Raw genomic sequence first — 22,394 nt, 5'->3', positions numbered from 1 at the left:
GCCCCCGCCGACCCGGCAGAGTGTATTTCTTGGATCAGCGTTTGGACGCTAAGCTTGGACTATGGATGACTCAGATTACCTGCGCCTGCTCACCATTCAGGCCGAACAAGCCAACGCGTTCCTGTCCAATGCGCGCAAATGGGAGCGTGAGCGTTGGGTCTGCCAGCGCCTGCTGCAAGGCTTGAACATCCCCTACCGTGCCGACGAGTTCACGCCCGCCGGGCAGGAGCCGCCGGACGTACTGTTTCGTGAGGCCTGTTTCGAGGTGTTCTTCGTGCTGGACGAAGGCCGCCGCCTCAACGACGAATGGCGCGACGAGTTGCAACGGCGCCGCAGCGCCTTCTCCCTCAGCCAGCTGGTGCGGCGCGAGGCCAAGCCCAAGCGCATTCCGGCCAACGAACTGTTGCTCAGGCTCGCCCCGACCCTGCGCAAGAAAGCCCACAACTACAAGGAACGCGGCATGGACCTGGGGGAGCTGGACATCATCGCCTTCGCCAGCCTCAAGCGCGAAGTGCTCGACCTCAACAGCCATTTCCCGCCACCGACCGAGTATCTGCGCCAGGGCTGGCGCTCGTTGTCGCTGGTGGGGCCGACCTTCGCCCGCGTGCTGTTCGCCCATCCCGACGCGCCGGACTTCCTGCGTGGCAACCTGGGGCGCAGCATCCTCTTCGACGTCGGAATCAGCCTGTAAGCCGCCTGGAACAGAGTTTCCCGGGCCCCTTCCGGCCATTCGTGGCATGGCGCAAACACCCAGCGAGTGTTACAAAGCGCAATCACTCGCGCGATGACAAGGTCCGCATCCGCGAGCGGCTATGCTCCGTTCCATGCCGCATAGCCCGACAAGATGGCACTGCGCTGTAACCTTCATACTTTTCGCAACGTCTAGCTGACGAGGCTTTTTATGACCAGCCGCCTGAACCCCGACGACCAACGCCATGTCGAAGAATACCTGCAACTGGCCCAGCACCGAGTCGAGCGCCGTCCCTTCCGGCCGTGGATGCTCCTCGTGATAGTCGTGACCATCACCATTGGCCTGGGCCTGCTGAGCCGATTTATCAGTTACCTGACGCTATGAGCTGCATCGCGCTCGCTCGGGTAACCGTACCGATTTCTTTTAGCCTTGCGAGATATCCCCATGACTCATCGTATTGTCATCGTTGGCGGCGGCGCCGGCGGTCTGGAGTTGGCTACCCGTCTGGGTAAGACTCTGGGCAAGCGCGGTACCGCCAGTGTGATGCTGGTCGACGCGAACCTGACCCACATCTGGAAGCCCCTGCTGCATGAAGTGGCTGCCGGCTCGCTGAACTCTTCCGAAGACGAACTCAACTATGTCGCCCAAGCCAAATGGAACCACTTCGAGTTCCAGCTGGGCCGCATGAGCGGGCTCGACCGTCAGCAGAAGAAAATCCAGCTGGCCGCCACCTACGACGAAAACGGCCTGGAGCTGCTGCCGGCCCGCGAGCTGGGGTACGACACCCTGGTGATCGCCGTGGGCAGCACCACCAACGACTTCGGCACCCAGGGCGCCGCCCAGCATTGCCTGTTCCTCGACACGCGCAAGCAGGCCGAGCGCTTCCATCAGCAACTGCTCAACCACTACCTGCGCGCCCACGCCGGGCAGACCGATGTGGTCGAGCAGATCAGCGTGGCCATCGTCGGTGCCGGTGCCACGGGCGTCGAACTGGCCGCCGAGCTGCACAACGCCGCCCATGAGCTGGCGGCCTACGGCCTGGACCGGATCAAGCCGGAAAACATGCACATCACCCTGATCGAGGCCGGGCCACGGGTATTGCCGGCCCTGCCGGAGCGGATTGGCGGGCCAGTGCACAAGACCCTGGAAAAACTCGGGGTCAAGGTGATGACCAATGCCGCGGTCAGCGAAGTGACCGCCGACAGCCTGATCACCGCCGATGGCCAGGTGATTGCCGCCAGCCTGAAAGTCTGGGCCGCCGGGATTCGCGCACCGGGTTTCCTCAAGGACATCGACGGCCTGGAAACCAACCGCATCAACCAGCTGCAAGTCTTGCCGACCCTGCAGACCACCCGCGACGAGAATATCTTCGCCTTTGGCGACTGCGCCGCCTGCCCGCAACCGGGCACCGACCGCAACGTTCCACCGCGGGCCCAGGCGGCTCACCAGCAGGCATCGCTGCTGACCAAGTCGCTGAAACTGCGCATCGAAGGCAAGGCCCTGCCAGAGTACAAATACACCGACTACGGTTCGCTGATCTCGCTGTCGCGTTTTTCCGCCGTGGGCAACCTGATGGGCAACCTGACCGGCAGCGTGATGCTCGAAGGCTGGCTGGCGCGGATGTTCTATGTGTCGCTGTACCGCATGCACCAGATGGCGCTCTATGGCCCGTTCCGTACCGCCATGCTGATGCTCGGCAGCCGGATCGGCCGCGGCACCGAGCCACGACTCAAGCTGCACTGAGTCAGTAGCGACCGACAAAAAATGCCCCGAATGATCGGGGCATTTTTTTGCGTCCTGTTCAACACTGACTCAGGCCTTTTCCCCACTCGGGACCAACAGGGGAGTTGCTATAGATCAAAGAAAAGAAACTTTCCTTAGTTGATATCCGACTTTTCCGAACACTACACAGTCAGCCTGCCAGCTGATTTAAAAGACTCGTCCAGCTTCATCCTCAGCGATGAAACCTGTTCCCTCCAGCGCAGACAATGCATCCCCCCACTTCAAGCAGCGCCTTTAAAGCAACATATAGATATGTTGATCCAATAAGCGCTCAAGACAACATTAGTATTCCACCTAGTTGCATCAACAGTTAGCTTAATCCTCCTCTGGACTCGATCCCAGGCCAATGGACCTGCCATCCTGACTGGCCCCACGACGACCGAAGGCGATACAAGTCACCCTCCTGCTTGCCAGGCCAGACAGATAGCTCTCTTAAAAATTTCGTCGCCCTACAACACTTTAAGAATCTTCTTATTGAAATCTTATCAAGCAACAAAGTATTAGAAGCCATTAAAAATCATAGACTAAGCAATAGTTTAAGAATGGTCTTATTGTACCGACTGAAGTGAATATACAAAATTGAATCTCCAACTTTAGCAGGTACATCAAATGTCCAAACTTCTCAAAAGCATCGTTTCCATGGCTATCGCTGGCGCGGTCAGCACTTCCGCTCTCGCGGCAGATGGCACCATCAACTTCACCGGCGATATCGTCGCCGCATCCTGCAAAATCGACGGCGGTGCCGGCACCAACGTTGGTGGCAACAAGGGCAACCAGACCATCGATATCAACCTCGGCAAGGTCAGCAGCGACTCGCTCGCCGGCACTGCCGGCGGCGGCATCGTCGGCGGTCAGAGCATCAACCTGAACCTGGATTGCGGCGGCACCGCAGAGGGCCTGAAGTCCGTCAAGCTGCAATTCGACCCTAGCAGTGGCTCCGGCGTCGACAGCAAGAACGGCTCGTTGCTGAAAACCACCGGTGGTGCAGAAGGCGTGGGTATCGGTCTTTACGACAGCAGCAGCAAGCTGGTGAACCTCGGCGCGAACGAAACCATCGATGGCGCACTGGTACCAACCACCGAAGGCGAAACCACCACCTACACCGCCAAGCTGAGCATGCGCGCAGGTTATGTGGCGAACGGCGAAGCGATCAAAGCAGGTCCTGCCAACGGCACCCTCCCGTTTACCCTGACCTACGAGTAATCCGCACCAAAGGGAGGGGCCTGCGCCCCTCCCTCCGATCTGGAGTCATTATGAAAGCCTCATTATTGACACGTATTGCGCTCGCCAGCGCCATGACGCTCTTTGCGTCGATGGCCAGTGCCGGCATTACGCTGGATGGCACGCGCGTAGTCTTTGCTGCGCCTGCCAAGGAAACATCCGTCATTGTCAGGAACCAGGGCTCGAACGACATCATGGTCCAGTCCTGGGTCGAGCCAGACAGCAAGGGGGCGACATCCGACGTACCGTTCGCCATCACCCCTCCCCTCGTTCGCCTTGGAGGCAACAAGCAGCAAATCCTGCGCATCCTCTACCAGGGCCAGGGATTGCCAACGGACAAGGAATCAGTGTTCTGGCTAGCCGTGCAAGAGATTCCGCAAAAAGCCAAGAACGAGAACACCCTGCAAATTGCCATACGTCAGCGCGTGAAACTGTTCTACCGGCCGGCCAACCTGCCAGACACCGCCGCCAATGCGGCCAAGAGCCTGCAATGGAAGTTCGTAGAGCAAGGCGGCAAAACAGCGCTTTCCGTGACCAATCCTTCTGCGTACCACGTGTCCTTTTCCGGGAGCGCCGTGAAGCTGCGCACTGACAAGGGGGCTGGCACCTATACCGCTGCCGCGGAAATGCTCGCGCCGGGGGCAACACGCGTAGTCGCGATCAACGGCTCGTCTGGCGTGAAGCTCGGAACCGCAACGGTGGAGTTCGACAGCATCAACGATTACGGCGGACTGGACCGAGTCACCAGCAAACTTTCCAACTAACACACCCGCCATTCGTACCGCTCGCTAGAGCACAAAGCCTCACCTCCGACTTTTTAATCAGATCACAGCCTCGGCCTTCCGATGCGTGATCGAAAGGATTTCGCATGCCCATTTTTCAGAGAGAGCTCAGCTTCAGCATTGCCCGACGTGCGTGCGCGACCTGCCTCATGGCATTGGGATTGACCTCGAAGCTATCTGCAGCGGAGGTCGAATTCAACGACTCCTTTCTGAAAATGGAGGGCGCTCCGGTGGACCTCAAGTATTTTGAGAAAGGCAGCTCGGTTCCGCCAGGCACCTACAGCGTTGACCTCTATCTGAACAACGTGCTGATCAAACGTCAGGAAATCACCTTCAGCGCCGATGCATCCGGGCAGGTCAAGCCCATCATCTCGCTCGGGCTGCTGAAAGAACTCGGGCTCAACGCTGGCAAGGCCCAACAGGACGGACTCATCGCCGCTGACACCAAGGATGAGCTGCCGATCGACGTCACCTCACAGATCACTGGCGCCGCGGTAGACTTCGACGTCACCAGCCTGGCGCTGCAATTCAGCATTCCGCAGGCCTACGTCCAGCGCTATTCACGCGGTTATGTCGACCCATCGGTCTGGGACGAGGGCATCACGGCCTTCTACAGCGACTATCAGGCCAACTTCAACCGCAACACCAACCAGGGGACGAAGAGCGACTACCACAACCTGAACCTGCGTAACGGCTTCAATATCGCCGGCTGGCGCTTTCGCAACGAATCCGCCCTGACTGGCGGGACCGGCACGAAAAGCGAATTCAGGAGCAACCGCACCTATCTGGAGCGCGACGTTCGAAGCGTCAAGGGCAAGCTTTCCCTGGGCGAGCTGTACACCCCCGGCGAGATATTCGACAGCGTTCGTTTCCGCGGGGCGCAGATCGCTTCCGACCTCGGCATGCTGCCCGACAACGAGATCGGCTACGCGCCGGTGATCCGCGGCATCGCCGAAACCAACGCCACCGTCGAAGTACGGCAGAACGGCTACGTGATCTATTCCGCGTCGGTGCCGCCTGGCGCCTTCGAGTTCACCGACATCTATCCCAGCGGTTCCAACGGCGACTTGCAGATCAAGATCATCGAAGCGGATGGCCGGGTACGCGAATATCAGCAGTCCTATGCCTACCAGCCGGTCATGACCCGCCGTGGCAACCTGCGCTACAGCGTCACCGCCGGTGAATATCGCTCCACCGACCAACCGTCGCCGTCCTTCACCCAGGGCACGGCGGTCTACGGCGTGACGGATAACCTCACCGGCTATGGTGGTGCGCTGCTCGCGCAAGACTATCGCGCCGTCAACCTTGGCGCGGGCGTGAACTCCGGCATCGGCGGCATCTCCTTCGACGTCACCAGCAGTGAATCGAAAACCCCGAACGGCAAGACAAACAAGGGTCACAGTGCGCGCTTCCTGTACTCCAAGACGCTGAACGCCACGAATACCACCTTCACCATGGCCGGCTACCGCTATTCGACCGAAGGCTACCGCAGCTTCAACCAGCATGTGGACGACCTCATGTACCAGGAGCGTGCCGGCTTCAGCGCACAAAAGAGCCGAATCAACGTCAGGGTGAACCAGAGCCTGTCACAGCGAAGCTCGCTGTATCTCAGCCTGGATGAAACCAACTACTGGAAACAGCAGGGCCGTACTCGCAACTGGCAATTTGGCTATGGCAGCAGCATCGCCAACATCAGCTATAACCTGGCGGTATCACGTACCCAGAGTGACCCCATGAACGGCGGCTCGGATACGCAACTCACCGCCAGTATCAGCATGCCGCTGGGAGGATCGGGCAGCTCTCACCGTCTCTCCAGCAACGCCATCAGCTCAAGCAAAGGCGATTCCTCTCTGCAGTCGAGTGTGTCCGGCTACCTGGACGATCAGGCAACCCTCAGCTATTCGGCACAGGCAGGCCACAGCAAAAGAAATGGCAGCAATGCCGGTGCCAGCCTCGACTGGGACACCCCCGTTGCCAAACTGCGCGGCGGCTACAGCCAGGGTCGCGACGACAAGCATATAGACCTGGGCGCTTCCGGCTCACTGGTAGCACACAGTGGTGGCATTACCCTCGGTCAGCCGCTTGGCGAGACCTTCGGCTTGCTGGAAGTTCCGGAAACCGGCGGCGTCGGCGTGTCCGGCTGGAGCGCAGTACGTACCAATCGCAAGGGTTATGCGGTGGTGCCCTACATGCAGCCCTATCGCTACAACTGGGTGAACCTGGACACCCAGACCCTGGGTACCGATACCGAGGTCAGCGAAACCTCCAAGGTGCTGGTGCCAACCCGTGGCGCCATCGTCAAGACGACCTACGCTGCACAGACCGGTCGCCGCCTGCAGTTCGTACTGCGCCCAGAGCAAGGGAACAACATCCCCTTCGGTGCCCAGGCATACGACGAGCAAGGTAAGCCCCTGGGTATGGTCGACAACTTGTCGCGCCTGCTGGTCTTCGGTGTTGCCGACAAGGGTCGACTGGAAATTCGCTGGGCCGAGGGAGCTTGCACGGTGGACTACACACTACCGGCGGTAAACAAGGAGTTGGCATACGAACGCGTGGATGGCCTTTGCCGGGCTTTGTGAGCAGCGTAAACGCCCCTCGCAACGAGGGGCTGGCCACAGATATAGGCTGATTACTCCCACATTGGGTTTATTGGCATGAGCCTGGCCAAGCCAACGCTCTCAGCCAGTACATGACACAAAGCCCTCTACCCACCTCATTTATATCGAATTGCCCGCCAGGCAGCGAACGGCGGCGAAACGAGAGTCAGCAAGCATGCCCTGAACGACAAGGGACCAACCCAAATCCCCCAAACAAAAAAGCCCCGAATGATCGGGGCATTTTTTTGCATTACGCCAAAGACACAACCGACGCCAAATTCCGGGCAAAAAAAATCCCCGTATCTTTCGATACGAGGATTTTCAATATGGTCGGGGTAAGGGGATTCGAACTCCTGACATCCTGCTCCCAAAGCAGGCGCGCTACCGGACTGCGCTATACCCCGGTAAAAAAAAGGCACCTTTTAAAGGCGCCTTCTGCGAACAGAGCTTTTGGCGTCTGATCTTAAGATTCGATTCCAGCGAACTGGTTTCAAAAATGGTGGGTCGTGTGGGATTCGAACCTACGACCAATTGGTTAAAAGCCAACTGCTCTACCAACTGAGCTAACGACCCAAATATGGTCGGGGTAAGGGGATTCGAACTCCTGACATCCTGCTCCCAAAGCAGGCGCGCTACCGGACTGCGCTATACCCCGGCTTGAAATTGGCTCCGTGACCAGGACTCGAACCTGGGACCCAATGATTAACAGTCATTTGCTCTACCGACTGAGCTATCACGGAACTGAACATTTCAATTTACAACAGGCTTTTATTTCTAGAAGCCTCCTCGTTGACCCTGTCCGTATCGCTACGTTCGTGTCTCTGAGGCGCGCTATTCTACAATCTTAAAAACCTCTGTCAACCCCCTAAATTGCTTTCAAGACAATGATTTGCAACTTATTTCAGTTTTTTCCTCAGGGAGGAAAAAGCCTTGGGGTGACGTACTGCGGGGCGCACTTTACAAGCCTTTGCCTTACAGTTCAACGCCCTATGCAAAAAAAGGCCTCGCAATGCGAGGCCTCCTTCATAACGACGCCCTATCCGGCTCAGGCGAAGACGATTTCGTCGTTCTCCACCTTGGCCGTCACAGTGGCTCCCGGCAGGAAACTGCCAGACAGAATCAACTGCGCCAGCGGGTTCTCGATCCAGCGCTGAATCGCTCGTTTGAGCGGACGCGCGCCATAGACCGGGTCGTACCCCACGGCAATCAGTTTGTCCAAGGCCTCGCCACTCAGCTCCAGCTTGAGCTCGCGCTCCGCCAGGCGACCACGCAGGCGACCCAGCTGGATCTCGGTGATGCCGGCGATCTGATCCCGGGCCAATGGCTCGAAGATCACCACTTCGTCGATCCGGTTGATGAACTCCGGACGGAAATGGGTCGACACCGCATCCATCACCGCCGCCCGCTGTGCTTCGCGATCCCCTACCAGCTCCTGGATCTGCGCCGAGCCCAGGTTGGAGGTCATGACGATCACCGTATTACGGAAATCCACGGTACGCCCGTGGCTGTCCGTCAGGCGGCCGTCTTCCAGCACCTGCAGCAGGATGTTGAACACGTCTGGATGGGCCTTCTCGACCTCATCCAGCAGGATCACCGAATAAGGCTTGCGCCGCACCGCCTCGGTCAGGTAACCGCCCTCCTCGTAGCCGACGTAGCCTGGAGGCGCACCGATCAACCGAGCCACGGAATGTTTCTCCATGAATTCGGACATATCGATCCGCACCATCGCCTCTTCGGTATCGAAAAGGAATTCGGCCAGCGCCTTGCACAGCTCGGTTTTACCCACACCGGTCGGGCCGAGGAACATGAACGAGCCACTTGGCCGGTTCGGATCGGACAACCCGGCGCGTGAACGCCGCACGGCGTTGGCCACCGCCACCACGGCTTCGTTCTGGCCGATGACGCGCTGGTGCAGCAGGCTTTCCATTTTCAGCAGTTTGTCGCGCTCGCCTTCGAGCATCTTCGACACTGGAATACCGGTCCACTTGGACACGACCTCGGCGATTTCCTCTTCGGTCACCTTGCTGCGCAACAGCTGGTTTTCGCTTTGGCCATGCTGGTCGACCATCTGCAGGCTGCGTTCCAGGTCCGGGATCACCCCATACTGCAACTCGGCCATGCGGTTCAGGTCGCCTTTACGGCGCGCAGCTTCCAGTTCCTGACGGGACTGCTCGATCTTCTGCTGAATCTGCGCCGAACCCTGCACTTCGGCTTTCTCCGAGGCCCAGACTTCTTCCAGATCGGCGTATTCGCGCTCCAGGCGGGTGATCTCTTCCTGGAGTTTCTCCAGGCGCTTGATCGCCGCTTCGTCGTCTTCCTTCTTCAGGGCCTGGGATTCAACCTTCAGTTGAATCAGGCGCCGCTCCAGACGGTCCAGCACTTCCGGCTTGGAGTCGATCTCCATGCGGATACGGCTGGCGGCTTCGTCGATCAGGTCGATCGCCTTGTCCGGCAGTTGCCGGTCGGTAATGTAGCGATGGCTGAGCTTGGCCGCGGCAATGATCGCGCCGTCGGTGATCGCCACCTTGTGGTGCACTTCATAACGCTCTTTCAGGCCGCGCAGGATGGCGATGGTGTCTTCTTCGCTCGGCTCGTCCACCAGGACTTTCTGGAAGCGCCGCTCGAGGGCCGCGTCCTTCTCTATATATTGGCGGTACTCGTTGAGCGTGGTGGCACCGACGCAATGCAGTTCGCCCCGGGCCAGGGCCGGCTTGAGCATGTTGCCCGCATCCATCGAGCCTTCGCCCTTGCCGGCGCCGACCATGGTGTGCAGTTCGTCGATAAACAGAATGATCTGCCCTTCCTGCTTGGACAGCTCGTTGAGCAGGGATTTCAGGCGTTCTTCGAACTCGCCGCGGTACTTGGCGCCAGCGATCAGCGCGCCCATGTCCAGGGACAGCAGGCGCTTGCCTTTCAGACCGTCCGGCACTTCGCCATTGATGATGCGCTGGGCCAGGCCTTCGGCAATCGCGGTTTTACCCACACCAGGCTCGCCGATCAGCACCGGGTTGTTCTTGGTCCGACGTTGCAGCACCTGGATGGTCCGACGGATTTCGTCGTCACGGCCAATCACCGGGTCGAGCTTGCCCTCTTCGGCGCGCTTGGTCAGGTCTACGGTGTATTTATCCAGGGCCTGGCGCGACTCCTCGACGTTGGCGTCATTCACCGCCTCGCCGCCACGCAGGTTATTGATGGCGTTTTCCAGCGCTTTCTTGCTGACGCCCTGGCCCAGCAGCAATTTGCCGAGCTTGCTGTTTTCGTCCATGGCCGCCAGCAGCACCAGCTCGCTGGAGATGAACTGGTCGCCTTTCTGTTGCGCCAGGCGATCGGCCTGGTTCAGCAGGCGCGCCAGATCCTGCGACATGTTCACGTCGCCGGTGGGGTTCTGGATTTTTGGCAAGTGGTCGAGCTCTTTGCTCAACTCCTTGCGCAGGCTGTTCACGTCGAAGCCCACTTGCATCAGCAGTGGCTTGATCGAACCGCCCTGCTGTTCGAGCAGGGCCTGCATCAAGTGTGCAGGCTCGATGGCCGGATGATCGAGGCCGACCGCCAGGGATTGAGAATCGGATAATGCCAGCTGCAGCTTGCTGGTTAATCGGTCTATACGCATTAGTCACCTTCCTTTTGAGCAGGTCGGAGCGATGGACACACCTGAATAGAGAAACCTGCCAGATACCCCTGTAGATGCGGTCGATTCTGGAAGATTCAAGCCTGTCGAGCTTGACACAGGTCAGAGGAGTCTAGCGTTCCAGCCAGATCAGGGAAGCGAAGCGCCCGGTACGCGGGCTGCGGCGGTAGGAATAGAAACGCGGATCGCTCACAGTGCAGAAACCACCGCCATACACGGCCGTGACGCCGCATGCCGCCAAGCGCAGGCGGGCCAGCCTATAGATGTCAGCCATGAACTTGCCGGGATTGTGGCTCGGCACGAAGGCCTGCTCGGTTGGCGGCAAGTGCCGGACGAACGCGTCACGGACTTCCGGCCCGACCTCGAAGGCTTGCGGGCCAATGGCCGGCCCCAGCCAGACCAGTACATCCTCAGGCGCAACCTTCAGGTTATTGAGCGTCGCCTCCAGCACTCCGGCCGCCAACCCGCGCCAGCCGGCATGGGCCGCTGCCACACGGGTACCGGCGCGGTCGCAGAACAGCGCTGGCAGGCAATCGGCGGTCATGGCGCTACAGGCGATGCCCGGCGTCGCCGTCCAGCTGGCATCGGCGGTGGCGACGACGGACGGATCCGCCTCGACCACATCGATACCGTGAACCTGCTTCAACCAAGCTGGCCGTATGGAGAAACGATCGGTCAGGCGCCGGCGGTTTTCGGCCACCGCCTGCGGGTCGTCGTCGACATGATCGCCCAGGTTGAGGCTGTCGAACGGCGCCAGGCTGACGCCGCCCGCGCGGGTGGTGACGCAGGCTTTGACCCCGGCCGGCGCGGGCCAGTCAGGAATCAGCCAGTCACTCATCCGACGAAGGCCTCGCGGTCCTGCTTGAGCAGGGTCAGCAGCCAGACGAAATCTTCCGGCAGCGGCGATTCCCAGCTCATGCGCTCACCGGTGGTCGGATGATCCAGTTCCAGGAAACGCGCATGCAGCGCCTGACGCGGGAAGTGTTTCAGGGATTCGACCATGGTCGGGTTCGCCGCCGGCGGAATGCGGAAGCGACCTCCGTAGGCCGGATCGCCGACCAACGGGAAGTTGATGTGCGCCATGTGCACGCGAATCTGGTGGGTACGACCGGTTTCCAGCTTGACCCGCACATGGGTGTGGGAACGGAAACGCTCGAGCACCCGGTAATGGCTGACGGCCTGCTTGCCGCCTTCCATCACGGCCATGCGCTGGCGCTGCTGGCCATGCCGGCCGATCGGCGCATTGATCTTGCCACCGGCGGTGACCACGCCGATCACGATGCATTCATAGATGCGGCTGACGCTACGGCTCTGCAACTGGGCAACCAGCTGGGTCTGCGCCTGGATGGTCTTGGCCACCACCATCAGACCGGTGGTGTCCTTGTCCAGGCGATGGACGATGCCGGCGCGCGGCACGTTGATGATGTCCGGGACATGGTGCAGCAGGGCATTGAGCAGCGTGCCATCGGCGTGACCGGCGGCGGGGTGGACCACCAGGCCGGCAGGCTTGTTGATGACCAGGATATCGTCGTCTTCATAGACGATATCCAGCTCGATGTCCTGAGCGATCCATTCTCCCTGAGCTTCCTGCTCGGCGGTCAGCTCAAGAACCGCGCCGCCATGGACGATGTCTCGCGGGCGGATAACCGCTCCATCCACAGTCAGGCGGCCGTCTTTGATCCAGGCGGAAAGGCGCGAGCGCGAGTGCTCAGCGAATAATTGGGCGGCGACTTGATCGAGGCGTTGGCCGCCCAGTTCGGACGGCACCTCTGCGCGAAGTTCAATTTTATCGGACATGCTCAGACTAGGCGTCGGCACAGCCTTTGGTTTCGGCTGCGCGCTTGTGGTTAAATACGGCGTCTTTTGCCCCGAGGCTTTTTCAACGGGGCGCTCATCATAACAGGACGGCCCCGCCCAAGACAGCGGCCGTCATAGGGACGCAAGCCGCCATGCAAGTGAAACACCTGCTGCTGATCGCCATCCTCGCACTGACCGCTGCTTGCTCATCGAAGGAAGTCGTTGACGAAAACCTGAGCGAGGTCGAGCTGTACCAGCAGGCGCAGACCGACCTGGACAACAACAGCTATACCAGCGCCACCGCCAAGCTCAAGGCCCTGGAGTCGCGTTATCCGTTCGGCCGCTACGCGGATCAGGCACAGCTCGAACTGATCTATGCCAACTACAAGAACGCCGAGCCGGAAGCTGCCAAGTCCGCCGCCGAGCGTTTCATCCGCCTGCATCCACAACACCCGAACGTGGACTACGCCTACTATCTCAAGGGCCTGACCTCCTTCGACCAGGACGTCGGCCTGCTGGCGCGCTTCCTGCCGCTGGACATGACCAAGCGTGACCCGGGTGCCGCCCGCGACTCCTACAACGAGTTCGCCCAGCTCACCAGCCGCTTCCCGAACAGCCGCTACGCGCCGGACGCCAAGCAGCGCATGATCTACCTGCGCAACCTGCTGGCCTCCTACGAAATCCACGTGGCCGACTACTACCTGACCCGTCAGGCCTATGTAGCCGCCGCCAACCGTGGCCGTTATGTGGTGGAAAACTTCCAGGAAACCCCGTCGGTGGCCGATGGCCTGGCGGTGATGACCGAGGCTTACCAGCGTCTGCACCTGGACGAACTGGCCGCCACCAGCCTGGAAACCCTGAAGCTCAACTACCCCGATCACCCGAGCCTGGTCGACGGCCAGTTCGTGCCACGGGTCGCCGAGGCGGACAACCGCTCCTGGCTGAGCAAGGCCACCCTGGGCCTGATCGAGTCCCGTCCACCGCTGCCGCCGGGAGAAACCCGCGCCAACCAGGACGTGATGAAGCAATACCAGGACGCCAAGGATGCGATTCCGGCCGAGCTCAAGCCTAAAGACGCCAATGGCGACGCTGTCGAAGAAGAACAGCACGAAGCCGAAGGCAACAACAGCGACCGCTCGTGGTTCAGCTACATGACCTTCGGCGTGTTCGACTGACACTGCCGCGGTTACCAAAAAGGGAGACTTTCGAGTCTCCCTTTTTTTGTCCGCCGATTTCAGCGCTGATTGCACTGTGCGCCCGGCATGACCTTGGCTAAACTGCCGGTTCCTCACTCACATAGCTGGCTACCATGCTTCGTTTACTGTTCTGGATCGCCCTGATTGCCGCTGCGGTATGGCTCTGGCGCAAATTCAAGCAGCCCGCCTCCGGCACCGCTGCGCCCCGCGAACCCAGCACCACGCCCATGGTGCGCTGTGCCCACTGCGGCGTGCACCTGCCCCGTGACCGGGCCCTGAGCCTCGAACAACAGTGGTATTGCAGCCAGGCCCACCTGGAGCAAGGCCCGATCTCCCGCGAGCGCTGAGCCTCGACCGACAGCGGTGCATATAACGTCGAAAGCGCGTTGTTTGCACCGCTGAATAATTCGCTACAAAAAAGCCGCCCCCCCCCACCCTCGCCTCGCATCCGGCCGGCAACCCTCGGCAAACCGGGCATATCACCCTGCGCATCGTCCTGAACCCGGCCAAACAGCCCGGCCTTGAGCGGGGCCAACGGCCTCAAGCCTGCCTAGACTTCAGGACACGCCAGGATGGCGGGTGCTCCCGCACCTCTTTCGCTCACGGATGAAGCAGTACGCGGCATGAGCCCACGACAAAAAGTCCTGATCGTCGATAACGATCCAGGCATTCGCGAATATCTGGAAATCAGCCTCGGCCGGATGCAACGCCACACCCGCAGCGCCCGCACCCTGGGCGAGGCCCGTCGCTGGCTGGAACGGGAAGGTTTCGACCTGTGCCTGAGCGACCTGCACTTGCCCGACGGCACAGGGCTGGAACTGCTGGAGCACATCCAGCACCAGCAACTGCCCATGCCACTGGCGATCCTCAGCGCCAGCGCCCGCCAGGAAACCGCGGCCCGGGCCCTGCAGGCCGGCGCCATCGACGTTCTGAGCAAACCCGTGGCCCTGGCCCGCTTGCGCGAACTGCTGAACAACACCCGGCCCAAAGCAGCACCCTCAGGCAACCGCTCGCTGCTCGGCGATTCGGCGCCCATGCAGGAACTGCGCGACCAGATCGGCAAGCTGGCCCGCAGCCAGGCCGCGATTTACATCAGCGGCGAATCCGGAAGCGGCAAGGAGCTGGTTGCCCGCGCGCTCCACGACCAGGGCCCACGGGCCAGACGGGCCTTCGTAGCGATCAACTGCGGGGCCATTCCGCCGGAACTGATGGAGAGCGAGTTTTTCGGCCATCGCAAAGGCAGCTTCAGCGGCGCTATCGAAGACAAGCCCGGCCTGTTCCAGGCAGCGCACGGCGGCACGCTGTTTCTCGATGAGGTGGCCGATCTGCCGCTGGCAATGCAGGTCAAATTGCTCCGTGCGCTTCAGGAGAAGGCGGTACGCTGTGTCGGCGGACAGCAGGAAGTCCAGGTCGATGTGCGCATCCTCTGCGCCACCCACAAGGCGTTGCAGGCGCAAGTGCATGCCGGGCGCTTTCGCCAGGACCTCTACTACCGCCTGAACGTGATCGAACTGCCGGTGCCACCGCTACGGGCGCGCCAGGGCGATATCGAACCCCTGGCCAAGGCCATCCTCGAACGCCTGGCACAGGGCAATAGCCAGCAGCTGGCACGGCTTCAGCCAAGTGCGCTGCTGGCGCTCCAGGGCTACGACTTTCCCGGCAACGTGCGCGAGCTGGAGAACCTGCTCGAACGGGCCCATACCCTGTGCGAGAACCGCCGGATCGAAGCACACGATCTGCGCCTGACGCCAAACGGCGCCCACCCGACCATCGTGCCCGCCCCGGCACAGGTGATCGACCTTGAAGATTATCTGCAAGAAGTCGAGCGCCGGCTGATCCTCCAGGCCCTGGAGCACACCCGCTGGAACCGCACGGCGGCGGCCCAGCGTTTGAACCTGTCGTTTCGTTCGATGCGCTACAGGCTGAAGAAACTCGGCCTGGATTAGATCCGTCCGCCAGGCGCATAAGGCGCCGGGTCGATGATCGGCTCCCGGCCCAGCATCAGGTCGGCGAACAGCTGGCAGGACGCCGGCGCCAGGACCAGACCATTGCGGTAATGCCCGCAATTCAGCCACAGCCCAGCCAGCCCCGGCACCGGGCCGATATAGGGAATGCCCTCGGGCGAGCCCGGACGCAGTCCCGCCCAATGCCCCACCACCTCGGCCTGCGCCAGCGCCGGGATCAGTTCGATGGCCGAAGCCTTCAAGCTCTCCAGGGCCGAGGAGGTCGGGGTCTTGTCGAAGCCTTCGTGCTCCAGGGTGCTACCGATCAGGATGTGCCCATCGCGCCGGGGAATCGCGTAACGCCCCTTGGCCAGGACCATGCAGGAAAGAAAATCCGAGGCGCACTTGTAGAGAATCATCTGGCCTTTGACCGGCTCCACCGGCAACACCAGGCCGAGGCTCTTGAGCAACTCGCCGCTCCAGGCCCCTGCCGCCAGCACCACCTGATCGCCACGGATTTCGCCCTGGGAGGTCTGCACCCCAAGGACCCGCTCCCCTTCGCGGATAAACCCGCTGACTTCGCACTGCTCATGAATGGTCACCGCCGGCAGGGCCGACAGAGCGGCTTTCAGCGATTTGACCAGGCGCGGATTACGCACGTTGGCCACGTCGGCCATGTAGATCGCCCGGGAAAAACCGCCGCCCAGCACTGGCACCGCGTCATGGGCCGCCGAGATATCCACAGCGCTCAACGGCCGCTGTTCGCGCCGGGCCCAGGCCAGCGCCTCGGCTTCGTCGTCGAGGTCCAGCCAATAAAGGCCTGTGGTGTGCACTTCGGGATCGACACCGGTCGTGGCGAACAGGCGCTCGGCCAGCTGTGGATAAAAATCCTGCGACCAATGCGCCAGCGCCGTGACCGCCGGGCTGTAGCGCCAGGGGTACAGCGGCGAGACGATCCCGCCGCCGGCCCAGGAGGATTCCTGGCCGACATTCGAGCGCTCGAGCAGCACCACCTGCTGCCCGGCGGACGCCAGGTTGAACGCGGTCAGCAGGCCGATCACGCCACCGCCGACAATCACCACTTGCTGTTGCTTTGCCATAGTCCAGTCCAGGAAGAAAAAACACCGGGCACCGCCAGCACCCGAGAAGGTTGCTCAGCGTCCCCAGCAGCCTTTGCTGGTCACCCCGTCGGCCATATTGTTGTTGCCCATGGCGCCGGTGTGACTGAGGGTGAACTCGCCGCACTTGTCGCCGGCCATCATGCTCTCGCTTTTCGGCGTCGCGGTCAGGGTGAAGCTCTGGTCGGCCAGGACTGCCGTGATGCTGTAGTCATCGTTGCCGGCGCTGAGGCCCGGGGCATTGCTGTAGACACCGCCCTTGGAATGAAAGCGCTCGAGGCTCTGCGCCTGTTCCGACAGCAGGCCGGCAATCTGCGTGCGATGGGTTTTCTTCACATACTCGGTGATGCTGGGAAGGCTCAGGGTGACGACGAGCCCGATGATCGCAATCACGATCATGATTTCGATCAGGGTAAAACCTTGGTTGGATCTACGCATGCCTCACTCTCACTTACTGTATTTGTCGCCACATGATGCGGCGGCTGCCACCACCCGGTTTCTCGACCAGGGAGGCAATACCGCCGCCGGAATCGCTGACAATTTTGCGGGTAGCGCGGTTAAGGACACCGCTCAACGCAGGAATGCCGCCGGTAAAGATGACACCACTGGAAGGCGTGTCCAGGCCATCGACCACTTCATCGCCATTGGTGTCGAGCACCGCGTCATCGAGCATCTTACCGCTGAATGCGTCCAGCTCGACCAATTTGCCGTTGCCCGCGCTGGAACAAGGGTCGCCCGCCTCGACAGCGGCGGTGCTGAAGACAATGCGACCCGCCACCAGCGTGGCCGGGTTGATGACCCGTTCACCGCTCGATGCCGCTCCCAGCGGCAGGTACCAGCCCTTCTCGGCCGGATAACTGACGTCCGCTTGAGTGCTGGTGATGTAGGAACCCGCGCTGCCGGCAAACAGCCCGGTGATCGCTTGCGCCTGCAGCTCAGCCACGCTGATCCGGCCCACCCCACCCGGGGCATCCCAGACCGCGTAGAAACCCTGGGCATCCTTGTTGCGTTTGTCGGCCAGCTCGCTGAGTTTGCCGGTGCCAAACAGCACCAGCTTGCCACCCTCGGGATGATCCACCAGTAACGGTTGCGCCGTGATCGGCTGACTCGCACCACCCGGGACGCTGAACAACGGAGCGCCGCCAAAGGCCGGGCCCCAGCTGTCCGGCGCCGGACCGCTCAAATCGAACTTCCACAGATGGCCTTGGAGATCGCCGCCATAAGCCGCCTGGACCACATTCTGGCTGTCCACCCGCAACTTCACCGAGGACAAGCCGTTCTCCTGCCCATTGCTATCGACAACTATTTTCCTGATCAGCGAGCCGTCGCGAATATCCACCACATACAGGGCGGCGACCCCGGAATGGCTGCCATAACCATTGCCGATGAAGGCCGCCCAGCGCCCGTCGGCCAAGCGTGCCACTTCCGGACGGGCGTAGGCATAACCCAGATCATTGAATGGATGATTGATATCAGCTACCCCAGGCGCGGCGATTTCCCACAGCGCCTGGGGCGTATTGCCGGCCTGGCCATACAGCTGCACCGCGTAAAACACCTTGCCGCCGGCCCCCGTGCCCGCTAGCGCCAGGGTTGCCCAGGCCGTGCCGAGCTGGGCATCGAATACCGCCACCGGACCATCGGCCAGGAACCGGTGACGATCGCCATTGGCATAGCCGGGATCGGCGATGTGCTGCAGCAGCGGCAAGGCACTGGAGGGCATATAGGCATAGCGGCGCCGGCCATTCTCCGGGTCGATCAGCGACAGCAGGCCGTCATTGGCGTTGACCAGCAAGCTCGGGGTCATGCCTTGGGCCTTGCTCGCCAGGTAGGCGCTGTAGCCGCTGTCGCCCTGCAGATCGGCGGCGTCCTGCGCGGTCGGCGCCGCCATGACCAGCGGCGAGTTGACGATATCCCCCAGCAGACGGGTACGCACCTTGAGCCCTGCCCGGTTAACTCCCTGGCTCCAGGCCAATAGATCGGCCGTGGTTATGCCGGGCGGCAGGTTCTGCGCAAGCGCGGCCTGCTGCGTGCCGGACAGTTGGTCATGGCGCAAGGCAACAGCGGTCCGGGTGGCGCTGTTCCAGGTCTGGAAGATCCCCGGCGACGTACCGGGTACCAGGGTCGAGTCCGTGCTCCATAGCGGCGTACCGGTATCGATCGAACCGGCTGGGCTGATGCCGTACGCCCTGATGGTGCCATGCCAATCGACGGGGTCATAAGACGCCTGGAAATAACTCGAACCGCTGGCCAGCCCGGCGGCCCCCGCCGTGGCGCTGCCTGCCTGGGCCGCGGAAGCCGAAACCTCGCCCAGGGCCGAGGCCAGTGCGGCGTCGAGCCCAGCCTTGTCGGTCACCGGGTAGAACTTGCCCCGGCCATAGTTCGCCGCATCCACCAGCATCGGGTACTGCGCGTTGAGACCGATGGTGTAAGTGTTCATCTGCTGTTGCGCGAAACCCGTCGCATCCCAGCTTTTCCCCGCGATATCCAGGCCTGCCGCGCGCATATCGATATCCACCGCCAGCTTGGCGATGTCATCCAGATACAGGCTGCTGCCCTCCTCGTTGCCGCCGGGATTGCTGCCGTCATTGGGTACCCCGTCCCAATCGGGCAGGCTGGCCGCCCCCTGGGGTTCACGGGTGGGGAAACTGTGGTCGTAGCTGGGCAGCCCATCGGTCACCACCAGGCCGTAGTTGCGCTGGCAGCGGTACTGGATCGGGCTGCCATAGGTGGACGGCGTGCTGTTGTAGTAAGGCGTCAGGCCACGAAAATAACGACTGATCTCGTAATAGGTTTCCGCCAGCGGCGCCTCGGCGGAGGCCTTGAGACCGCCGATGGCGGACAGCAATGCCTGGTAGTTACTGTCGGCCTGAGCCTGGCTGACCTGGTCGCCGACCGGCGCCAGATCGCCGATGGCGCGCACGATACGCCCACCCGGCGCCAAATCACCGCCCGTTGGCGGGTTGAAACTCGCCAGGCCGATGCGCAGCGCACGGTTGTCAGCCACCAGCCTGCCGGCAGCCTCACGAACCAGGGTCATCCGGTCCTGAGCGGGAATAGAACCATCGGTGAAATCCCGGTCGCGGCCGTCGGCCAGGGCAAGCAGATAGGCCAGGTACGCGGCCGAATAACGGGTGCTGCCGCGCCCCGCCGGATCGGGCAACTTGAGGCACTGTGGCCGGGCATTGTCGCGGTAGAACCCGACATAACCGCTGGCGCAGCCCGCCTGGCTCAGCGTTGAAAGGGCAACCGAATCCGCGCTCAGGCTGGCTCCGGCCAGGCATTCGCCCGCCTGCATCCGGCAGGGCCGGACCGGTGCCCGCGCCAGCCCGGGATCGAAGCCCGGGGCATAGACGATGCTGTTCATGCTCTGCGAATCGTCGAGCAGCAACATCACATTCGGCGCCACCGCCGCCGCATTCGCCAAGGGCGCCTGGGCCGGGGTGAAGCCGTAGGCCGGGGCACTCAGATACAGGCCCAGCAAAGCGCCAGCCAGCAATCCTCTAGGCCTTTCAGTACTTGGCATAGATGCTCTCCAGCACGCTGCGCGAGTGGCCGGCCAATCCGACTGCGGTCACCCGGTACAGGGTCGCCGAAGTGTTGCTCGGCACATTCACTGCCCCCAGCGTCGTGCCAATGTTCTGCACACCGTAAAAGCCGTTAGCGGTGGCGATCCAGGTCACGCCCGAATGGCTGTTATGGCCTGCGGCGCTGATGACCCCGGACTCGCCGGGTGGCGCGCACTGACCGCCGGTACAGACCGGCAACGAATAGCTGTCCTGCTGCACCGCGCTCTCGCCAATGCGCAGGGCCATCTCCGCCGCCTGGAACGACTGATTGCGCAGCCACAGGCCGCCAGACATCTTTTCCTGCAAGGTGGCGTTCTGCATCGACGAGATGCCGATCAAGGTCAGCAGCAACAGGAACACCAGGCTCATCAGCAGCGCCATGCCGCGCTGCGCCCCCAGAGACGTTCGATACGAAATCATCGGCAACTCATTCACAACAAGCGATTACGCAAGGCGGCCACCACGTTGAACGTCTGCGGCCGCACCCGCGCCTGGGGATCGCTCAGGGTCAGGCTCAAACGCACGCTGCGGATCCGCGCCGGGTCGCCAGGATCGCGGCTGTAACTGGAGGCCGCGACGTCCGTGGCCGTGCTGGCGATGCCGAACGACACATCGAAAGCGCTGACATTGTTCACCAGCACCGCCTGACTGGAGCCGGTACCGGTGCCCATCAGCAGTTGATCGTTCTTCAGGCTGTACACCAGGCGCCGCACCGCAAACGCCTGCTGCCCCGTGGGGGCCTTGCGGGCTCCGGTGTAGGCGGTGGCGCTGTTGCGACAATCGCTCAACACGGTCCAGGTCGGGGCGCCACCGCTGTCGCCGATATCGGCCGTGACCAGCGTCAGCCGGTGGTTGGCGTTGTCCCAGCGGATCGGCGTTTGTGCATGGCCGGCGAAGTCCGAGGCGGTGCTGGAATCGGCGATGCTCTGCAGACAGCCGAACATGCCGACCATGCGTATTTCCTGGAGCATCTTGCTCAGCACGAAACGTGCGTCTTCTTGCAGGCCGGCCGAGGCGTTCTGGCTGAGGTAGGTGTTTTTCGCCGAGATGAAAATCTGCGTCACGCCCAAGGCCACGATCAGGCTCAACGCCAGCGCCACCAGCATTTCGATCAGGCCGAAGCCTCGGTTCCCGCGCCTCATTGCTTGCCCCCCGGATCCACCGCCACCCGGCTGCTCAAGACAAAACTGCGGGAGCCTTCAGCAGGCTCGGCAGAAACATGGGCGGCACGGGAGTCATCCCAGGTGATGCTGATGGTGAACACCCCCTGCTTGAGGCTGATATGGCCCTCGGCGGTCGGCCCGCCAAAGCTCTCGATATTGCGCTTGAAGTCATAGAGGTCCTGGTCCCGAACCACGCTGAAATTGCCGGTATCGGGCGCCGCCACGCTGTAGTCCGCGGCACTGTTGGCGCGGATGCGATCGAGCATGTCATAGGCAATGAAGCTGGCCTGGCTGGTCATCAAGGCACTGTCGGTGTAGCGCAGGGCATTGAGCTGGACCGCCGCCGCACCGAGCAGGCCCACGCCGAGAATCAGCACCGCCACCAGCACCTCGATCAGCGTCATCCCGGCCTGCACGCTCCTGCCCGTCATTTGCACTCCCCGTTTAGCGCTATCCGTCCGTTCAGGCACAGCCTGATCGTCCTGTGTTGCCCGCCCAGCACATAGGTCATGACCGGCGGGACCGCCGCCGATACGCCGCCCAGCGCGTTGAATCCGATGCTGTCGAATTCAGAGGTTAGCGTCAGCCGGGCGCCGCGACTGACCGCGGGAACAACCCGCAATACATTCATCGCCGCTCCGTCGCCTTGATAAATCGACAGCCCCCGGCTCCAGTCCGAATCCACCGCAGCCGGGCGCAGGTGAACCGGCAAGCCGCTGTCGATCGCCGCCAAACGCGCGTAATTCAAGCTGCGCAGCAGTTCGCTGAGGTCGCTGTCGGCCTTGGCGCGCTGCGCCATCTGACTGAACGCCGGAACCACCAGGGTCAACAAAAGCGCCGAAACTGCCAGGGCGACCAGCAATTCGATCAGCGTGAACCCCTCTGTGCGGTAACGCATGCCATCCCCTTG

The 22,394-nt window shown here is 61.8% G+C and carries 19 protein-coding genes and 4 tRNA genes; 9 read left to right on the top strand and 14 right to left on the bottom strand.

The annotated features are described in order from the left end of the window. Positions 1-61 precede the first annotated feature (61 nt). The 6 genes from ACTJKT_RS24890 to ACTJKT_RS24865 all read left to right on the top strand — a co-directional run bounded on the left by ACTJKT_RS24890 (position 62) and on the right by ACTJKT_RS24865 (position 7,055). Complete coding sequence (locus ACTJKT_RS24890; RefSeq protein ID WP_007924708.1) at positions 62-691, top strand: DUF1780 domain-containing protein; 630 nt, start codon at positions 62-64, stop codon at positions 689-691. A gap of 210 nt (positions 692-901) precedes the next feature. Further along, positions 902-1,075, top strand: coding sequence for a DUF3094 family protein (locus tag ACTJKT_RS24885; RefSeq protein ID WP_007924710.1), 174 nt, complete (start codon positions 902-904; stop codon positions 1,073-1,075). 60 nt (positions 1,076-1,135) lie between these two features. After that, positions 1,136-2,434 carry an NAD(P)/FAD-dependent oxidoreductase gene (locus tag ACTJKT_RS24880; RefSeq protein WP_053280975.1) on the top strand — a complete coding sequence of 433 codons (1,299 nt, stop codon included), beginning with the start codon at positions 1,136-1,138 and terminating at the stop codon, positions 2,432-2,434. A gap of 648 nt (positions 2,435-3,082) precedes the next feature. Further along, complete coding sequence (locus tag ACTJKT_RS24875; protein ID WP_440788923.1) at positions 3,083-3,676, top strand: fimbrial protein; 594 nt, start codon at positions 3,083-3,085, stop codon at positions 3,674-3,676. 50 nt (positions 3,677-3,726) lie between these two features. Next, the gene (locus tag ACTJKT_RS24870; protein WP_440788922.1) at positions 3,727-4,458 is read left to right on the top strand and encodes a fimbrial biogenesis chaperone; all 732 of its coding nucleotides are present in this window, start codon (positions 3,727-3,729) and stop codon (positions 4,456-4,458) included. A gap of 104 nt (positions 4,459-4,562) precedes the next feature. Beyond that, positions 4,563-7,055, top strand: coding sequence for a fimbria/pilus outer membrane usher protein (locus ACTJKT_RS24865; RefSeq protein WP_440788921.1), 2,493 nt, complete (start codon positions 4,563-4,565; stop codon positions 7,053-7,055). A 345-nt stretch (positions 7,056-7,400) separates the two neighbouring features. On the opposite strand, the gene ACTJKT_RS24860 is transcribed toward ACTJKT_RS24865, so the two are convergent. The 7 genes from ACTJKT_RS24860 to rluD form a co-directional block, all read right to left on the bottom strand. Next, positions 7,401-7,477, bottom strand: a tRNA-Pro gene (locus ACTJKT_RS24860). A 93-nt stretch (positions 7,478-7,570) separates the two neighbouring features. Next, positions 7,571-7,646 (bottom strand) — tRNA-Lys (locus tag ACTJKT_RS24855). Positions 7,647-7,651: 5 nt separating this feature from the next. Further along, a tRNA-Pro gene (locus ACTJKT_RS24850) sits at positions 7,652-7,728 on the bottom strand. 9 nt (positions 7,729-7,737) lie between these two features. Further along, positions 7,738-7,813, bottom strand: a tRNA-Asn gene (locus ACTJKT_RS24845). Between the two features lie 305 nt (positions 7,814-8,118). Beyond that, positions 8,119-10,683, bottom strand: coding sequence for an ATP-dependent chaperone ClpB (gene clpB, locus ACTJKT_RS24840; RefSeq protein WP_102677080.1), 2,565 nt, complete (start codon positions 10,681-10,683; stop codon positions 8,119-8,121). A gap of 130 nt (positions 10,684-10,813) precedes the next feature. Beyond that, positions 10,814-11,539: a peptidoglycan editing factor PgeF gene (gene pgeF, locus ACTJKT_RS24835; RefSeq protein WP_440788920.1), complete on the bottom strand. Its 726-nt coding sequence runs from the start codon at positions 11,537-11,539 to the stop codon at positions 10,814-10,816. Then, positions 11,536-12,498: a 23S rRNA pseudouridine(1911/1915/1917) synthase RluD gene (rluD, locus tag ACTJKT_RS24830; RefSeq protein ID WP_025807530.1), complete on the bottom strand. Its 963-nt coding sequence runs from the start codon at positions 12,496-12,498 to the stop codon at positions 11,536-11,538. Before rluD ends, pgeF begins: the two co-directional genes overlap by 4 nt. A gap of 152 nt (positions 12,499-12,650) precedes the next feature. On the opposite strand from rluD, the gene ACTJKT_RS24825 reads away from it, so the two are divergent. From ACTJKT_RS24825 to ACTJKT_RS24815, 3 genes are all read left to right on the top strand, one after another. Then, positions 12,651-13,673, top strand: a complete 1,023-nt coding sequence (locus ACTJKT_RS24825) for an outer membrane protein assembly factor BamD (RefSeq protein ID WP_009050934.1) — start codon at positions 12,651-12,653, stop codon at positions 13,671-13,673. A gap of 134 nt (positions 13,674-13,807) precedes the next feature. Continuing rightward, positions 13,808-14,041, top strand: a complete 234-nt coding sequence (locus ACTJKT_RS24820) for a PP0621 family protein (protein WP_038575645.1) — start codon at positions 13,808-13,810, stop codon at positions 14,039-14,041. 276 nt (positions 14,042-14,317) lie between these two features. Continuing rightward, positions 14,318-15,640, top strand: a complete 1,323-nt coding sequence (locus tag ACTJKT_RS24815; RefSeq protein WP_440788919.1) for a sigma-54-dependent transcriptional regulator — start codon at positions 14,318-14,320, stop codon at positions 15,638-15,640. On the opposite strand, the gene thiO is transcribed toward ACTJKT_RS24815, so the two are convergent. From thiO to ACTJKT_RS24780, 7 genes are read right to left on the bottom strand one after another with little or no spacing between them, the layout of a single operon-like run. After that, the gene (gene thiO / locus ACTJKT_RS24810) at positions 15,637-16,737 is read right to left on the bottom strand and encodes a glycine oxidase ThiO (protein ID WP_440788918.1); all 1,101 of its coding nucleotides are present in this window, start codon (positions 16,735-16,737) and stop codon (positions 15,637-15,639) included. The genes ACTJKT_RS24815 and thiO overlap by 4 nt on opposite strands. Before the next feature lie 54 nt (positions 16,738-16,791). Continuing rightward, complete coding sequence (locus ACTJKT_RS24805; RefSeq protein ID WP_440788917.1) at positions 16,792-17,193, bottom strand: type IV pilin protein; 402 nt, start codon at positions 17,191-17,193, stop codon at positions 16,792-16,794. A gap of 13 nt (positions 17,194-17,206) precedes the next feature. Continuing rightward, on the bottom strand, positions 17,207-20,278 hold the full coding sequence (locus tag ACTJKT_RS24800) for a pilus assembly protein (protein WP_440788916.1): 3,072 nt from the start codon (positions 20,276-20,278) through the stop codon (positions 17,207-17,209). After that, positions 20,265-20,741 (bottom strand): pilus assembly PilX family protein, encoded by a 477-nt coding sequence (locus ACTJKT_RS24795; RefSeq protein WP_440788915.1) that lies wholly within the window; start codon positions 20,739-20,741, stop codon positions 20,265-20,267. Before ACTJKT_RS24795 ends, ACTJKT_RS24800 begins: the two co-directional genes overlap by 14 nt. An 11-nt stretch (positions 20,742-20,752) precedes the next feature. Continuing rightward, complete coding sequence (locus tag ACTJKT_RS24790) at positions 20,753-21,463, bottom strand: PilW family protein (protein ID WP_440788914.1); 711 nt, start codon at positions 21,461-21,463, stop codon at positions 20,753-20,755. After that, entirely contained in the window at positions 21,460-21,915 is a 456-nt protein-coding gene (pilV, locus tag ACTJKT_RS24785) for a type IV pilus modification protein PilV (RefSeq protein ID WP_440788913.1), read from the bottom strand. Before pilV ends, ACTJKT_RS24790 begins: the two co-directional genes overlap by 4 nt. Beyond that, positions 21,912-22,382: a GspH/FimT family pseudopilin gene (locus ACTJKT_RS24780; RefSeq protein ID WP_440788912.1), complete on the bottom strand. Its 471-nt coding sequence runs from the start codon at positions 22,380-22,382 to the stop codon at positions 21,912-21,914. Before ACTJKT_RS24780 ends, pilV begins: the two co-directional genes overlap by 4 nt. Between the last annotated feature and the right edge of the window lie 12 nt (positions 22,383-22,394).

The organism is Pseudomonas sp. 22526 (assembly GCF_052044735.1).
Lineage (GTDB): Bacteria > Pseudomonadota > Gammaproteobacteria > Pseudomonadales > Pseudomonadaceae > Aquipseudomonas > Aquipseudomonas piscium.
The sequence above is the reverse complement of the archived record's forward strand: the minus strand, read 5'-3'. Positions and strand labels throughout refer to the sequence as shown.

Bases quoted from the DNA above. Each gene is read 5' to 3' on its own strand.
- thiO (WP_440788918.1), bottom strand. From the start codon at position 16,737: ATGGCAAAGCAACAGCAAGTGGTGATTGTCGGCGGTGGCGTGATCGGC.
- ACTJKT_RS24875 (WP_440788923.1), top strand. From the start codon at position 3,083: ATGTCCAAACTTCTCAAAAGCATCGTTTCCATGGCTATCGCTGGCGCG.
- ACTJKT_RS24825 (WP_009050934.1), top strand. From the start codon at position 12,651: ATGCAAGTGAAACACCTGCTGCTGATCGCCATCCTCGCACTGACCGCT.
- ACTJKT_RS24865 (WP_440788921.1), top strand. From the start codon at position 4,563: ATGCCCATTTTTCAGAGAGAGCTCAGCTTCAGCATTGCCCGACGTGCG.
- ACTJKT_RS24805 (WP_440788917.1), bottom strand. From the start codon at position 17,193: ATGCGTAGATCCAACCAAGGTTTTACCCTGATCGAAATCATGATCGTG.
- ACTJKT_RS24815 (WP_440788919.1), top strand. From the start codon at position 14,318: ATGAGCCCACGACAAAAAGTCCTGATCGTCGATAACGATCCAGGCATT.
- ACTJKT_RS24890 (WP_007924708.1), top strand. From the start codon at position 62: ATGGATGACTCAGATTACCTGCGCCTGCTCACCATTCAGGCCGAACAA.
- ACTJKT_RS24800 (WP_440788916.1), bottom strand. From the start codon at position 20,278: ATGCCAAGTACTGAAAGGCCTAGAGGATTGCTGGCTGGCGCTTTGCTG.
- pgeF (WP_440788920.1), bottom strand. From the start codon at position 11,539: ATGAGTGACTGGCTGATTCCTGACTGGCCCGCGCCGGCCGGGGTCAAA.
- ACTJKT_RS24885 (WP_007924710.1), top strand. From the start codon at position 902: ATGACCAGCCGCCTGAACCCCGACGACCAACGCCATGTCGAAGAATAC.
- ACTJKT_RS24870 (WP_440788922.1), top strand. From the start codon at position 3,727: ATGAAAGCCTCATTATTGACACGTATTGCGCTCGCCAGCGCCATGACG.
- ACTJKT_RS24880 (WP_053280975.1), top strand. From the start codon at position 1,136: ATGACTCATCGTATTGTCATCGTTGGCGGCGGCGCCGGCGGTCTGGAG.
- ACTJKT_RS24795 (WP_440788915.1), bottom strand. From the start codon at position 20,741: ATGATTTCGTATCGAACGTCTCTGGGGGCGCAGCGCGGCATGGCGCTG.
- pilV (WP_440788913.1), bottom strand. From the start codon at position 21,915: ATGACGGGCAGGAGCGTGCAGGCCGGGATGACGCTGATCGAGGTGCTG.
- ACTJKT_RS24820 (WP_038575645.1), top strand. From the start codon at position 13,808: ATGCTTCGTTTACTGTTCTGGATCGCCCTGATTGCCGCTGCGGTATGG.
- clpB (WP_102677080.1), bottom strand. From the start codon at position 10,683: ATGCGTATAGACCGATTAACCAGCAAGCTGCAGCTGGCATTATCCGAT.
- ACTJKT_RS24790 (WP_440788914.1), bottom strand. From the start codon at position 21,463: ATGAGGCGCGGGAACCGAGGCTTCGGCCTGATCGAAATGCTGGTGGCG.
- ACTJKT_RS24780 (WP_440788912.1), bottom strand. From the start codon at position 22,382: ATGCGTTACCGCACAGAGGGGTTCACGCTGATCGAATTGCTGGTCGCC.
- rluD (WP_025807530.1), bottom strand. From the start codon at position 12,498: ATGTCCGATAAAATTGAACTTCGCGCAGAGGTGCCGTCCGAACTGGGC.